The sequence below is a fragment of the Sphaerotilus montanus genome (genome assembly GCF_013410775.1).
In the GTDB taxonomy this organism is placed as follows: Bacteria; Pseudomonadota; Gammaproteobacteria; order Burkholderiales; family Burkholderiaceae_C; genus Sphaerotilus; species Sphaerotilus montanus.
This window is the reverse complement of sequence record NZ_JACCFH010000001.1, coordinates 4,639,192-4,652,047: the sequence shown is the minus strand read 5'-3', so window position 1 is coordinate 4,652,047 and position 12,856 is coordinate 4,639,192. Positions and strand designations below refer to the sequence as shown.

Sequence of the window (12,856 nt, the reverse complement as noted above, 5' to 3'; positions counted from 1 at the left end):
ATGGCCACGATTCCGTTGACCAAGCGCGGCGCCGAGCTGCTCAAAGCCGAGCTGCACCGGCTCAAGACCGTGGAGCGGCCCTGGGTGATCAATGCGATCTCCGAGGCCCGTGCGCAGGGCGACTTGTCCGAGAACGCCGAGTACGAAGCGGCCAAGGACAAGCAGGGCTTCATCGAAGGCCGCATTCTGGAAGTCGAAGGCAAGCTCGCGGTCGGACAGGTGATCGATCCCAGCACGCTCAACGCGGGCGGGCGGATCGTGTTCGGCGCCACCGTCGACCTGGAGGAGGAAGAGACGGGTGACGCCGTGACCTACCAGATCGTCGGCGAGGACGAGGCGGACATCAAGTTCGGCCGCATCTCGGTGGGCTCGCCCATTGCCCGGGCCCTGATCGGCAAGGAGGCCGGCGACGTGGCGGTGGTGAATGCGCCTGGTGGGGCGAAGAACTACGAAATCATCGAAGTGCGCTACACCTGATCCGGTGGCCCCTATGCTGAGTCGATTCCGAACGGTCCTGGCGGCGTTGTGGCTGGGCCTGGTGGCGACGCTGGCGGCCGTGGCGGCGCCCGTGCTGTTTGCGGGACTGGAGCGTGCAGACGCCGGGCGACTGGCGGGCAACATGTTCCGCATCGAGGCCTACGCAGCGCTTGGGTTGGCCGCGGCGCTGTTCCTGATCGAGCGGCGGCTGGCCTCCGGGCGGATGCGGGCCGGGCAAGGTTCTGTGCTGTCGATCAATCTGCTGCTGGTGCTCGGCGCGCTGTTCTGCACCGTGCTGGGTTACTTTGCGCTGCAGCCGATGATGGAGGCGGCCCGTGCGGGGCAGGGGCTCCTGAGTTTTGGCGCCTTGCACGGGATTTCCAGCGTGATGTTCGTGCTGAAGGGCCTGTTGTTGCTGGTGCTGGTCTGGCGCGGTGCCGGGACAAGCTGAAATTCCATTGGAAACCGTTACCCGCGGTAAGAAACGCAAAGACCCCGAAGCCGGGGTCCTTGCGTCAACGACGGATGCGGGCGTGTGATCCCGGTGGGGCTTATTCGCTGCTTTGCGCGCGTTTCTTGGTGCCGATCAGGCGCTTCTTGGACCGCTTGACGATGCCGCCCGCGGTCAGACGCTGATTGCCGAAGATGGTGAGCTTCTTGACCTGGGCGCGTTGCGAGCCGCTCTTGGAGAAGGTCAGCAGCTTCACCACGCGGGGTGCCGAGGCACGCCGATCGGGCGAGTCCGGACGCGCTTCCTTGGCCGGCAGCGGGCGCCAGAGCACCAGCAGCTTGCCGATGTGCTGGATCGGTGCAGCCTCCAGTTCGTCGGACAGCGACGCCAGCAGGGCCTCGCGTGCGGCGCGGTCGTCGCTGAAGACACGGACCTTGATCAGTCCGTGGGCATTGAGGGCAGAGTCGATCTCCTTGAGAACGGCAGGAGTGAGTCCTTCGGACCCGATCATGACGACGGGGTCGAGGTGGTGGGCCTCAGCGCGGTGTTCCTTGCGCTGGGCCGGAGTCAATTGGATGGCAGCCATGCCGCTATTATCGTTGCGATATGAAGATCGACAGTAAAAGCAAGAAGATCAACAAGGCGTGGCTCAACGAGCACCTGACCGATCCCTACGTCCGGCAGTCCAAGCGCGACGGTTACCGTGCCCGTGCCGCCTACAAGCTCAAGGAAATCGACGAGACCTTCCACCTGTTCCGGCCGGGTCAGGTGGTGGTCGATCTGGGGGCCTGTCCGGGTGCCTGGAGCCAGTACCTGCGCCGCCGTTTCGCGCCGAAGGAGGCGGGCGCCGGCGGTGCGGCTGCGGGGGAGCTCAACGGGACGATCATTGCGCTCGACCTGCTGGATTTCGAGCCGATCGAGGGCGTGCGCTTCATCCAGGGCGACTTCCGTGAAGATGCGGTGCTGCAGCAGCTGGTCGACGTGCTGGGCGGGCGCTCCGTCGATGTCGTGGTGTCGGACATGGCGCCGAACCTGTCCGGCATCGAGGTGTCGGACGCTGCCCGCATCGCCCATCTGATCGAACTCGCCATCGAGTTTGCGCAAGCCCATCTGCGCCCGGATGGCGTGCTGGTGTGCAAGGTGTTCCACGGCAGTGGTTATAGCCAGCTGGTACAGTTGTTCAAGGATCATTTCCGGGTGGTCAAGCCCATCAAGCCCAAGGCGTCTCGCGACAAATCGGCAGAAACCTTTCTGGTCGGGCTGGGGCTGAAACAGGCCGACAAGAGAAGCTGAGTTCCGGTGAGAGAGTGCACGGCCCGCCCTGCTCAAGGTCAGGGTTACCCGTCAAACATCAGCTTGCCGGGGGGTTGACTGCACTAGAATTGCCCCCATCTACCGCATAGGTGCGTACCAAGCGGCACGCAAGGCCCCGACCTGGGGCGTGTTCGAATCAAATAAGGAGCCGCGGTGAACAATCAATGGTTCTCCAAAGTAGCTGTGTGGCTGGTGATAGCGTTGGTGCTGTTCACCGTTTTCAAGCAGTTTGACCGCACGGCCACGGCCGGTAACCAGATCGGGTACTCCGAGTTCCTTGAAGAGGTGCGCTCCAAGCGCATCCGCGAGGTGGTGCTGCAGGAAAACCCGGGCGGCGCCGAGATCGAGGCGCTGACCACGGACGACAAGAAGATCCGCACCACGGCCACCTATCTGGACCGTGGTCTGGTTGGTGACCTCATCAGCAACGGCATCAAGTTCCGGGTCAAGCCGCGCGACGAGCCCTCCCTGCTGACGAGCCTGCTGATCTCCTGGGGTCCGATGCTGCTGCTGATCGGCGTGTGGGTCTACTTCATGCGCCAGATGCAGGGTGGCGGCAAGGGCGGCGCCTTCAGCTTCGGCAAGAGCCGCGCCCGCATGCTCGACGACACCAACAACTCGGTGACGTTCGCCGATGTGGCTGGCTGCGACGAGGCCAAGGAAGAGGTCAAGGAACTGGTGGACTTCCTCAAGGATCCCCAGAAATTCCAGAAACTCGGCGGTCGCATTCCCCGTGGCGTGCTGATGGTCGGCCCTCCCGGCACCGGCAAGACCCTGCTGGCGAAGTCCATCGCCGGTGAAGCGAAAGTGCCGTTCTTCTCGATCTCCGGTTCGGATTTCGTGGAAATGTTCGTCGGTGTCGGTGCAGCCCGCGTGCGCGACATGTTCGAGCAGGCCAAGAAGAACGCGCCCTGCATCATCTTCATCGATGAAATCGACGCGGTCGGTCGCCACCGTGGTGCTGGCTTGGGTGGCGGCAATGACGAGCGCGAGCAGACCCTCAACCAGATGCTGGTCGAGATGGATGGTTTCGAGACCAACCTCGGCGTCATCGTCGTGGCTGCCACGAACCGTCCGGACATCCTGGACCCGGCCCTGCTGCGCCCCGGCCGCTTCGACCGCCAGGTGTATGTGACGCTGCCGGACGTGCGTGGTCGCGAGCAGATCCTGAACGTGCACATGCGCAAGATCCCGATCGGGCAGGACATCCGTGCCGATATCCTGGCGCGTGGCACGCCTGGTTTCTCGGGCGCTGATCTGGCCAATCTGGTCAATGAAGCCGCTCTGTTCGCTGCTCGCCGCAATGGTCGTGTCGTGGAGATGGTCGACTTCGAGAAGGCCAAGGACAAGATCATGATGGGTCCCGAGCGGAAGTCCATGATCATGCCGGAGGAGGAACGCCGCAACACGGCCTACCACGAGGCGGGTCATGCGCTCGTCGCGCGCCTGCTGCCGAAGACGGATCCGGTCCACAAGGTGACGATCATCCCGCGCGGTCGCGCACTGGGGGTGACGATGCAGTTGCCGGAAGGCGACCGTTACAGCCTGGACAAGGAACGCATGCTGTCCACGATCTCGGTGCTGTTCGGTGGCCGGATCGCGGAAGAGGTCTTCATGCACCAGATGACCACCGGCGCCAGCAATGACTTCGAGCGTGCGACCCAGATCGCCCGCGACATGGTCACGCGTTACGGCATGACCGACGCACTGGGTCCGATGGTCTACGCGGACAACGAAGGTGAAGTGTTCCTCGGCCGTTCGGTGACCAAGACCACCAACATGTCCGAGCAGACCATGCAGAAGGTCGATTCCGAGATCCGCCGCATCATCGACAACCAGTACGCGCTGGCCCGTCGCCTGATCGAGGAAAGCCAGGACAAGATGCATGTGATGGCGCAGGCCTTGCTCGAATGGGAAACCATCGACGCCGACCAGATCGAGGACATCATGAACGGTCGTCCGCCGAAGCCGCCCAAGGACTGGATCCCCTCGGTCAACAAGCCTCCTGGTGGTCCGTCCAACCCGCCGTCCATCAGTTCAGGCAACGCGACCGCACCTGCCTGACGCGACAGAGAACCAGAATGGAATCCAGAAACGGGGCGCAAGCCCCGTTTTTTATTTGTGATCCCGATCAGAAGCCAAGGTACTTCGTGATGCGTCCATCCACCATTCCCGACCATTCCGCCAGCCTCGTCTGGTCCACCAGTCGCTACCAGGTCGATCTGCGTGTCGTGCGGGTCATGGGGATCGTCAACGTCACTCCAGATTCGTTTTTCGACGGTGGACGTTCCTCTGCTGCCGTGGCGCTGAAGCACTGTGAAACGTTGCTGCAACAGGGTGCTGACCTGCTGGACATCGGCGGGGAGTCCAGTCGCCCAGGAGCCGAGTCGATTTCCGCAGACCAGGAGTGGCAGCGCATCGAACCTGTGCTGCGGGATGCGTTGTCGCTGGGTGTGCCGCTGTCGATCGACACCTGCAAGCCGGAGGTCATGCAGCGGGCGCTGGACCTCGGGGCAGACATCATCAATGACATTCGGGCGCTGGGTGCCGACGGTGCCATGGACGTGGTGGTGAATCACCCCCAGTGTGGCGTCTGCCTGATGCACATGTCCGGTCATCCTCCGACGATGCAGGCTGCGCCCTGGCATGTCGACATCGTGTCCGAGGTGCGGGATTTCCTGGCGGAACGGGTGCTTGCACTCGTGGAGCGCGGGGTGGACCGCCAGCGCATCGTGCTCGATCCGGGCATCGGTTTTGGCAAGCGCGTCGAAGACAACTTCGCGTTGGTGCGGGGACAGCAGGCCTTGCTCGACCTCGGCCACCCGGTGCTGGCGGGATGGTCTCGCAAGTCTTCGCTGGGAGCGGTGACGGGCAAGCCGGTATCGGATCGACTCTGCGCCAGCGTGGCGGCGGCCTTGGCCGCGGCGCAGTGCGGCGCACGCATCCTCCGTGTCCATGACGTGGATGCAACAGTGGATGCACTCCGCGTGTGGAGTGCCGCCGGATTGTTGTGACGCATGCCGGCAGACCGGGTCTGCCATTAAGGTAACGCAGGCCATGGTGGGTAACATGGCCATTCATCAGAAATTTGCCTCACGGGATTGCAATGAGCAGAAAGTATTTCGGTACGGATGGAATTCGTGGCGCAGTTGGTACTTATCCGATTACGCCAGATTTTGTACTTCGGCTTGGCAATGCTGTCGGTCGTGTATTGCGCGCGACCCATGAGCGTCCGGTGGTCCTGATCGGCAAGGACACTCGCATTTCCGGCTACATGCTGGAGTCGGCGCTGGAGGCCGGCCTCAACTCGGCCGGCGTGGACGTGATGCTGACGGGCCCTTTGCCGACCCCGGGCGTGGCTTACCTGACCCGGGCGCTGCGCCTCAGCCTGGGGGTGGTCATCAGTGCCTCGCACAATCCGTATGCCGACAACGGCATCAAGTTCTTCTCGGCCCGTGGCGAAAAACTGCCGGACGCCTGGGAAGAAGAGGTCGAGGCGGCACTGGCCGCAGAGCCGCTCTGGGCCGACTCCAGCTCGCTCGGCCGGGCGCGCCGTCTCAACGATGCACCGGGACGCTACCTGGAATTCTGCAAGTCGACATTCTCTAACGATCTGTCGCTCAAGGGCCTGAAGATCGTCGTCGACGGGGCCAACGGTGCCGCCTACCACATCGCTCCGGATGTGTTCCACGAGCTGGGGGCCGAGGTGATTCGCATCGGCTGCGAGCCTGATGGCTACAACATCAATGACGGTGTCGGTGCCACGTCGCCGCAGGCGCTGGTCGAGGCCGTCAAGCTGCACCGCGCCGACTATGGCATCGCGCTCGACGGTGATGCCGACCGTCTGCAGGTCGTGGATGGTGCAGGTCGCCTGTACAACGGCGACGAGCTGCTCTATGCCATGGTGGTGGACCGGCTGGCGCAGGGCGAAAACGTGCCGGGCGTCGTCGGAACACTGATGACGAACATGGCGGTCGAGGTCGCCATCAAGCGCCGCGGCATCGAGTTCGTGCGGGCCAAGGTGGGCGATCGCTACATTCTCGAAGAGCTGACGCGGCGTGGCTGGCAGCTCGGCGGAGAAGGGTCCGGCCATCTGCTGGCGCTCGACCGCCACACCACCGGGGACGGCATCGTCAGCGCATTGCAGGTCCTGCAGGCGCAGCAGCGCGCTTGCCGTTCTCTGTCCGAACTGCTGGAGGGGGTTGATCTGTTCCCTCAGACGCTGCTGAACATCCGGCTGGCGCCTGGCCAGGACTGGAAGAACAACCAGGCATTGTTCGCGGAGGAAGAGCGCATCACCGCCGAACTCGGCGACACCGGTCGTGTGCTGATTCGTGCTTCGGGCACGGAGCCGTTGCTGCGGGTGATGGTGGAGGCGCAGGACGCGGACGTGGCGCGTCGCTGCGCACAGCGGATGGCCGACACGGTCAAGGCCTGAGTCCATACCCGGGCGTACCGTCCTGAAAACAAAAAACCCGGCGTGAACTGCCGGGTTTTTTCTTGTCGTCGGGACTCCGGAGGAATCAGCGCTTCGGAGGAATCAGCACCCGGTCCACGAGGTGGACAACGCCATTGCGCGCTGCGATGTCTGCACGGGTGACCAGCGCGTCCTCGATGGTCACGAATTCACCCGCGCGCGAAGTGGTCAGCGGCGAGCCGTCGAGGGACGTGAGCTTGCCATTGGTGATGGCCGCAGCCGGCAGGCGTGAAGGCACTACATGGAAGGACAGCACAGCCTTCAGGCGCGCCGGGTCCTTGCCGAGCGTTTCCATGGTCTTGGCGGGAACCGCCTTGAAGGCCTCGTTCGACGGAGCGAACACGGTGAACGGGCCTTCACCGTTCAGCGCGTCGGTCATGCCGGCTTGCCGCACGAGTTGCGCGAGTGTCGACAACTCCGGGGTGGAGGCCAGCGTGTCGGCGATCGAGGGCTGCGCGCTCATGGCCGCACAGCCAGACAGGGTCCAGGCGGTCACGCCAGCCATTGCCAACAACCAGAGACGTTTGTTCATGCAAGCTCCTCGCTCAATGGATTTCAGGTTTCGGACCGACGTCCGGACAGCTTGCAGATTCTTCTCGGGAACTGTGACGAATCGATGACGGTGCCGTCGTGCGTGCGCTGCTGGCGGGCGGTCCGAGTCGGCCGGCTTTTTCTCGACGAGGAATGGAGTCACGTGTTTGTCACAATACGCGCCTACGATTCGTTTCATCGGCGACGTGCCGTTGTCCGCATCTGAGGAAACCACATGAATATTCGCACTATCGGTCAGACGGTGTTGGCCCTGACGCTGACGGCAGCGGCCAGCATGGCCGCCGCACAGGATGCCACGGGTGCCGGTGCATCGTTCCCCGCACCGATCTACGCCAAGTGGGCCGATGCCTACAACAAGGCGTCTGGTGCGCGTATCAATTACCAGTCGGTCGGCTCCGGCGCTGGCATCAAGCAGATCAAGGGCAAGACGGTCGACTTCGGGGCTTCCGATGCACCGCTGAGCGACGAGGATCTGGCCAAGGACGGGCTGATGCAGTTCCCGACTGTGATCGGCGGCGTCGTGCCGGTGGTCAACATCAAGGGCATCCAGCCCGGCCAGATCAAGATGTCCGGGGAGCTGCTGGCCGACATCTATCTCGGCAAGGTCACCAAGTGGAACGATCCGGCGCTGGCAGCGCTGAATCCGGGTGTGCCCCTGCCGGATGCCGCGATTGCCGTGGTCCGCCGTGCGGATGGCTCGGGCACCAGCTTCATCTTCACGAACTATCTGTCGAAGGTGAATGCCGACTGGAAAGCCAAGGTCGGCGAAGGCACGGCCGTGAACTGGCCGACCGGTGCTGGCGGCAAGGGCAACGAAGGCGTCTCGGCCTTCGTGCAGCGCCTGCCCAACTCGATCGGTTATGTCGAATACGCCTACGCCAAGCAGAACAAGATGTCGTACGTGGCGTTGAAGAATGCCGCCGGCAACTTCGTGGCGCCGGATGACGCCAACTTCAAGGCCGCAGCGGCTGGTGCGGACTGGGCCAAGTCCTTCTACCAGGTGCTGACCAACCAGGCGGGCAAGGATGCCTGGCCGCTCACGGGGGCCACCTTCATCCTGATGCACAAGGTCCAGGACAAGCCTGGGCAGGCCAGCGCGTCGCTCAAGTTCTTCGACTGGGCCTACGGCAGCGGCGACAAGATGGCCAGCGATCTCGAATACGTGGCGCTGCCGGACCCGCTCAAGGCACTGGTGCGCAAGCAGTGGGCTGAAATCAAGGACGCTTCTGGCAAGGCGATCGCCTACAAGTAACTGTCCCTGCGGCGTTCAACGTGCACTCGCTTGCGGTTTTCGGACCGGCAATCGGGTGCACGGCCGTGACTGGTGTCAGCCTTGGCCTGTCACCTCCAGACCGTCCTGAGGAGTCCCTGTGGCCGCTACACTCCCGGCTGATTCGCCGGAAACTGCAACGAAAATGGCTGAAAGATCTGGAAACGAGGGCTCGCGTGCCGTGGTGCGCATGCCTTGGGCTGATGCGCTGTTTGCCTTCGTTGCGCAAGCCTGTGCCTGGCTGACGCTGGCACTGCTGGTGGGCATCATCGTGTCACTGATCGGTGGTGCGATGCCGGCCATCCGGGAGTACGGCTTGTCGTTCCTGTGGCGGAGCGAATGGAATCCGGCCGAAGACCGCTACGGTGGCCTGGTCATGATCTACGGCACGCTGATGACGTCCTTCATCGCGCTGCTGATTGCCGTGCCGGTGAGCTTCGGCATTGCACTCTTCTTGACCGAACTGTCTCCCAGCTGGCTGAAGCGCCCGCTGGGCATCGCGGTCGAACTGCTCGCTGCCGTTCCGTCGATCGTCTACGGCATGTGGGGCCTGATGGTCTTCGGGCCGATCCTGGCCCGCTTTGTCCAGCAGCCGCTCCAGTCGGTGTTCGCCGGCGTGCCCGTGCTGAGTGATCTGGTGTCCGGCCCGCCGGTCGGCATCGGCATTCTCTCGGCCAGCATCATCCTGGCGATCATGATCATCCCGTTCATCGCATCCGTGATGCGTGACGTGTTCGAGGTGACGCCTCCGATGCTCAAGGAGTCCGCTTACGGCCTGGGTGCCACCACCTGGGAGGTCGTGTGGAAGGTGGTGATGCCTTACACCAAGACCGGGGCGGTCGGCGGCATCATGCTCGGCCTCGGGCGTGCGCTCGGTGAAACGATGGCGGTCACCTTCGTGATCGGTAACATGAACCAGCTGAATTCGGTCTCGCTCTTCGAGGCGGCCAACAGCATCACGTCGGCACTGGCCAACGAGTTTGCGGAAGCCGGCGAGGGCCTGCACCAGGCCTCGCTGATCTACCTCGGACTGGTGCTGTTCTTCATCACCTTCGTCGTGCTGTCCCTGTCCAAGGTACTGCTGGCCCAACTGAAGAAAGGCGAGGGGCGCTGATGAGCACCGCTGCGTCATACGAATCGCGGCTGGCGATGCACCGCCACCGCAAGCGCATCAACAGCGTGGCACTGACCCTGTCCCTGGGCGCCATGGCATTCGGCCTGTTCTGGCTGCTCTGGATCCTGATCGAGACGGTGCGCATGGGGCTGGGTGGACTGAACCTGGCCACCTTCACCGAGATGACGCCACCGCCGCAGGCTGAAATCGGTGGCCTGGCCAATGCGATCTTCGGCTCGTTCACCATGGTCGGTCTGGCCACGCTGCTGGGAACCCCCATCGGCGTGATGGCCGGGGTGTATCTGGCGGAATACGGTCAGACCAACTGGCTGGGCCGGGCCACGCGCTTCATCAACGACATCCTGCTGTCGGCACCGTCCATCGTGATCGGTCTGTTCGTCTACAGCATCTGGGTGGCACGGATGAAGAGCTTCTCCGGATTCGCCGGTGTGCTGGCCCTGACGCTGATCGTCATTCCGGTCGTGATCCGCACCACCGAGAACATGCTCAGCCTGATCCCGAACGCGATGCGCGAGGCCGCTTACGCACTGGGCACGCCCAAGTGGAAGGTGATCCTGGCGATCACGCTGAAGTCGGCGCGGGCCGGGGTGATGACCGGTGTGCTGCTGGCGGTGGCACGCATCTCCGGCGAGACGGCTCCGCTGCTGTTCACGGCGCTGTCCAACCAGTTCTGGACCAGCAATCTGAACGAGCCGATGGCCAGCCTGCCGGTGACGATCTACAAGTTCGCCATGAGTCCGTACGAGAACTGGCAGAAACTGGCATGGGCCGGGGTCTTCCTGATCACCGTGGGCGTGCTGGCCCTGAACATCGTTGCGCGCACCCTGTTGCGCAACAAACACTGAACCCCCGAGGATCCTCCGATGGACGCCAAAGTCGCTACGCCCACCGCCGACAAGATCAAGGTGGCAGTTCGCAACCTGAACTTCTATTACGGCAATTTCCATGCTCTGAAGAACATCAACCTCGACATCCCGGAGAAGAAGGTCACCGCCTTCATCGGTCCGTCGGGCTGCGGAAAGTCGACCCTGCTGCGCACGTTCAACCGCATGTTCGAGCTCTACCCGGAGCAGCGTGCAGAAGGCGAGATCCTGCTGGACGGAGGCAACATCCTCAAGTCCAAGGAAGACATCTCGCTGATCCGTGCCCGTGTCGGCATGGTCTTCCAGAAGCCCACACCATTCCCGATGTCGATCTACGACAACATCGCCTTCGGTGTGAAGCTGTTCGAGAACCTGCCCCGTGTCGAGATGGACGAGCGGGTCGAATGGGCGCTCAAGAAGGCGGCCCTCTGGAACGAGGTCAAGGACAAGCTCGACAAGAGCGGCTCCGGTCTGTCCGGCGGTCAGCAGCAGCGCCTGTGCATCGCCCGCGGCATCGCGATCAAGCCCGAAGTGCTGTTGCTGGACGAGCCGTGTTCGGCGCTGGACCCGATCTCCACCGGCAAGATCGAGGAACTGATCGACGAACTGAAGCACGACTACACCGTCGTCATCGTGACGCACAACATGCAGCAGGCCGCGCGCAGTTCGGACTACACCGCCTACATGTACCTCGGTGACCTCATCGAGTTCGGACCGACTTCTGACATTTTCATGAAACCCCGGAAAAAGGAAACCGAGGACTACATCACCGGCCGATTCGGCTGACGCCAGCGCGGCACACTCATTGCTGAGACGCTCACGTCTGTCATCCATCCCTGTATCGCCGGAGTTCCCCCACCATGGACAAACATCTCTCCAGCCAGTTCGACGCCGAGTTGAGCGGCATCTCCACCCGCGTTCTCGAAATGGGCGGCATGGTCGAGTCCCAGGTGGCGCAGGCCATGCTGGCGCTGACGCAGTTCAGTGAAGAAATCGCCGTGCAGGTGATCCGCACCGAGGAGCGCGTGAACCAGATGGAGATGGAGATCGACCGCGATCTTTCCACCATCATCGCCCGGCGCCAGCCGACCGCACGCGATCTGCGCCTGCTGATCGCCATCTCCAAGACCATCGGCAATCTGGAGCGTGTCGGCGACGAGGCTGCACGCATCGCGCGCACGGTGCGGGGTCTGGTGCAGACGGGGGTGCTGGGCCGTCTGCGTTTCCCGGTGTCGGACGTCTCGCTCGAAGCCAGTCTGGCAACGGCCTCGCTGCGCAAGGCGCTGGACGCCTTCGCGCGCCTCGACGTCAACCAGGCGCTCGAAGTGATCCGCCAGGACGACGAGATCGACCGCGAGTTCGACGGCCTGCTGCGCAAGCTCATCACCTACATGATGGAAGATCCCCGCACCATCTCGGTCTCGATCGACCTGGTGTTCGTCGCCAAGGCGATCGAGCGGGTGGGTGACCACGCCAAGAATCTGGCCGAGCAGATCATCTACATCGTCAAGGGCACGGACGTGCGGCACAACACGCCGGATGCCGTGGCCGACATGGTGCGGTGAGATGGCGCGCGTGCTGGTGGTCGAGGACGAGCCGGCGATTGCCGAGCTGATCGCGATCAACCTGCGGCACGTCGGTTTCGAGGTGGTGATCGCGGTGTCGGCAGAGCAGGCGCAGACCGCGGTGGACACCGTGCTGCCCGATCTCGCCATGCTGGACTGGATGCTGCCGGGGATTTCCGGGGTGGAGTTGACCCGCCGCTGGCGGCAGGCTGCACGCACCCGCGAACTGCCCATCATCATGCTGACGGCGCGCGCCGAAGAGCGGGACAAGGTGGCCGGGCTGGATGCGGGGGCCGATGACTACCTCGTCAAGCCATTCTCCACGGGGGAGTTGCTGGCGCGCATCCGGGCCGTGCTGCGTCGGCGGGCGCCGACCGCGAGCGAGGCGGTCGTCGAGTTCGGCGGGCTGCGGCTGGATCCTTCGATCCGGCGGGTGTCGCGTGGCGAGACCGACTGCCGGCTCGGTCCGACCGAGTTCAAGCTGCTGCACTACCTGATGACGCATCCTGAGCATGTCCACAGCCGCGCGCAGCTGCTGGACCGCGTCTGGGGTGACCACGTCTTCATCGAGGAGCGCACGGTGGATGTGCACATCAAACGTTTGCGCGAGGCCTTGTTGCCGGTACATTGCGCGCAGCTGATCGAAACCGTGCGCGGCGCGGGCTATCGACTCACCCACTCTGCCACCGCCGCCTGAACGGTGCGGTCCGGCCGCTGCGGCGGTGTTCACTTCCTTTATTCGATGACCTACA

At 63.5% G+C, this 12,856-nt stretch carries 14 protein-coding genes; 12 read left to right on the top strand and 2 right to left on the bottom strand.

Annotation, left to right across the window (positions count from 1 at the left end; translation table 11 throughout):
* Window positions 1-477: a transcription elongation factor GreA gene (gene greA / locus BDD16_RS21265; RefSeq protein WP_179635776.1), complete on the top strand. Its 477-nt coding sequence runs from the start codon at window positions 1-3 to the stop codon at window positions 475-477.
* A gap of 13 nt (window positions 478-490) precedes the next feature.
* Complete coding sequence (locus tag BDD16_RS21260; protein ID WP_179635774.1) at window positions 491-928, top strand: DUF4149 domain-containing protein; 438 nt, start codon at window positions 491-493, stop codon at window positions 926-928.
* A 100-nt stretch (window positions 929-1,028) separates the two neighbouring features.
* Here BDD16_RS21260 and BDD16_RS21255 read toward each other — a convergent pair whose 3' ends face one another.
* A complete protein-coding gene (locus BDD16_RS21255) occupies window positions 1,029-1,514 on the bottom strand; it encodes a YhbY family RNA-binding protein (RefSeq protein ID WP_179635772.1) in 486 nt (161 codons plus the stop codon).
* Window positions 1,515-1,534: 20 nt separating this feature from the next.
* Between BDD16_RS21255 and BDD16_RS21250 the strand changes: the two genes are divergently transcribed.
* The 4 genes from BDD16_RS21250 (at window position 1,535) to glmM (ending at window position 6,680) form a co-directional block, all read left to right on the top strand.
* Window positions 1,535-2,221, top strand: a complete 687-nt coding sequence (locus BDD16_RS21250; protein WP_179635770.1) for an RlmE family RNA methyltransferase — start codon at window positions 1,535-1,537, stop codon at window positions 2,219-2,221.
* A gap of 174 nt (window positions 2,222-2,395) precedes the next feature.
* Window positions 2,396-4,306 (top strand): ATP-dependent zinc metalloprotease FtsH, encoded by a 1,911-nt coding sequence (gene ftsH, locus BDD16_RS21245; RefSeq protein ID WP_179635769.1) that lies wholly within the window; start codon window positions 2,396-2,398, stop codon window positions 4,304-4,306.
* 89 nt (window positions 4,307-4,395) lie between these two features.
* A complete protein-coding gene (gene folP, locus BDD16_RS21240) occupies window positions 4,396-5,256 on the top strand; it encodes a dihydropteroate synthase (RefSeq protein ID WP_179636293.1) in 861 nt (286 codons plus the stop codon).
* 92 nt (window positions 5,257-5,348) lie between these two features.
* Entirely contained in the window at window positions 5,349-6,680 is a 1,332-nt protein-coding gene (gene glmM, locus BDD16_RS21235) for a phosphoglucosamine mutase (RefSeq protein ID WP_179635767.1), read from the top strand.
* Between the two features lie 85 nt (window positions 6,681-6,765).
* On the opposite strand, the gene BDD16_RS21230 is transcribed toward glmM, so the two are convergent.
* A complete protein-coding gene (locus tag BDD16_RS21230; RefSeq protein WP_179635765.1) occupies window positions 6,766-7,251 on the bottom strand; it encodes a fasciclin domain-containing protein in 486 nt (161 codons plus the stop codon).
* 234 nt (window positions 7,252-7,485) lie between these two features.
* On the opposite strand from BDD16_RS21230, the gene pstS reads away from it, so the two are divergent.
* From pstS to phoB, 6 genes are all read left to right on the top strand, one after another.
* Window positions 7,486-8,523 (top strand): phosphate ABC transporter substrate-binding protein PstS, encoded by a 1,038-nt coding sequence (pstS, locus tag BDD16_RS21225; RefSeq protein WP_179635764.1) that lies wholly within the window; start codon window positions 7,486-7,488, stop codon window positions 8,521-8,523.
* A 208-nt stretch (window positions 8,524-8,731) separates the two neighbouring features.
* The gene (gene pstC, locus BDD16_RS21220; protein WP_375139090.1) at window positions 8,732-9,655 is read left to right on the top strand and encodes a phosphate ABC transporter permease subunit PstC; all 924 of its coding nucleotides are present in this window, start codon (window positions 8,732-8,734) and stop codon (window positions 9,653-9,655) included.
* Window positions 9,655-10,521 carry a phosphate ABC transporter permease PstA gene (pstA, locus tag BDD16_RS21215; RefSeq protein ID WP_179635761.1) on the top strand — a complete coding sequence of 289 codons (867 nt, stop codon included), beginning with the start codon at window positions 9,655-9,657 and terminating at the stop codon, window positions 10,519-10,521. The genes pstC and pstA overlap by 1 nt, the downstream gene beginning before the upstream one ends.
* An 18-nt stretch (window positions 10,522-10,539) precedes the next feature.
* Window positions 10,540-11,325, top strand: a complete 786-nt coding sequence (pstB, locus tag BDD16_RS21210; protein ID WP_179635759.1) for a phosphate ABC transporter ATP-binding protein PstB — start codon at window positions 10,540-10,542, stop codon at window positions 11,323-11,325.
* Window positions 11,326-11,399: 74 nt separating this feature from the next.
* Window positions 11,400-12,104, top strand: coding sequence for a phosphate signaling complex protein PhoU (phoU, locus tag BDD16_RS21205; RefSeq protein WP_179635757.1), 705 nt, complete (start codon window positions 11,400-11,402; stop codon window positions 12,102-12,104).
* A 1-nt stretch (window position 12,105) separates the two neighbouring features.
* Complete coding sequence (phoB, locus tag BDD16_RS21200) at window positions 12,106-12,801, top strand: phosphate regulon transcriptional regulator PhoB (RefSeq protein ID WP_179636292.1); 696 nt, start codon at window positions 12,106-12,108, stop codon at window positions 12,799-12,801.
* Window positions 12,802-12,856 lie beyond the last annotated feature (55 nt).

Coding starts and splice junctions, on each gene's coding strand:
- greA (WP_179635776.1), top strand. CDS start 1: ATGGCCACGATTCCGTTGACCAAGCGCGGCGCCGAGCTGCTCAAAGCC.
- BDD16_RS21260 (WP_179635774.1), top strand. CDS start 491: ATGCTGAGTCGATTCCGAACGGTCCTGGCGGCGTTGTGGCTGGGCCTG.
- BDD16_RS21255 (WP_179635772.1), bottom strand. CDS start 1,514: ATGGCTGCCATCCAATTGACTCCGGCCCAGCGCAAGGAACACCGCGCT.
- BDD16_RS21250 (WP_179635770.1), top strand. CDS start 1,535: ATGAAGATCGACAGTAAAAGCAAGAAGATCAACAAGGCGTGGCTCAAC.
- folP (WP_179636293.1), top strand. CDS start 4,396: ATGCGTCCATCCACCATTCCCGACCATTCCGCCAGCCTCGTCTGGTCC.
- glmM (WP_179635767.1), top strand. CDS start 5,349: ATGAGCAGAAAGTATTTCGGTACGGATGGAATTCGTGGCGCAGTTGGT.
- BDD16_RS21230 (WP_179635765.1), bottom strand. CDS start 7,251: ATGAACAAACGTCTCTGGTTGTTGGCAATGGCTGGCGTGACCGCCTGG.
- pstS (WP_179635764.1), top strand. CDS start 7,486: ATGAATATTCGCACTATCGGTCAGACGGTGTTGGCCCTGACGCTGACG.
- pstC (WP_375139090.1), top strand. CDS start 8,732: ATGCCTTGGGCTGATGCGCTGTTTGCCTTCGTTGCGCAAGCCTGTGCC.
- pstA (WP_179635761.1), top strand. CDS start 9,655: ATGAGCACCGCTGCGTCATACGAATCGCGGCTGGCGATGCACCGCCAC.
- pstB (WP_179635759.1), top strand. CDS start 10,540: ATGGACGCCAAAGTCGCTACGCCCACCGCCGACAAGATCAAGGTGGCA.
- phoU (WP_179635757.1), top strand. CDS start 11,400: ATGGACAAACATCTCTCCAGCCAGTTCGACGCCGAGTTGAGCGGCATC.
- phoB (WP_179636292.1), top strand. CDS start 12,106: ATGGCGCGCGTGCTGGTGGTCGAGGACGAGCCGGCGATTGCCGAGCTG.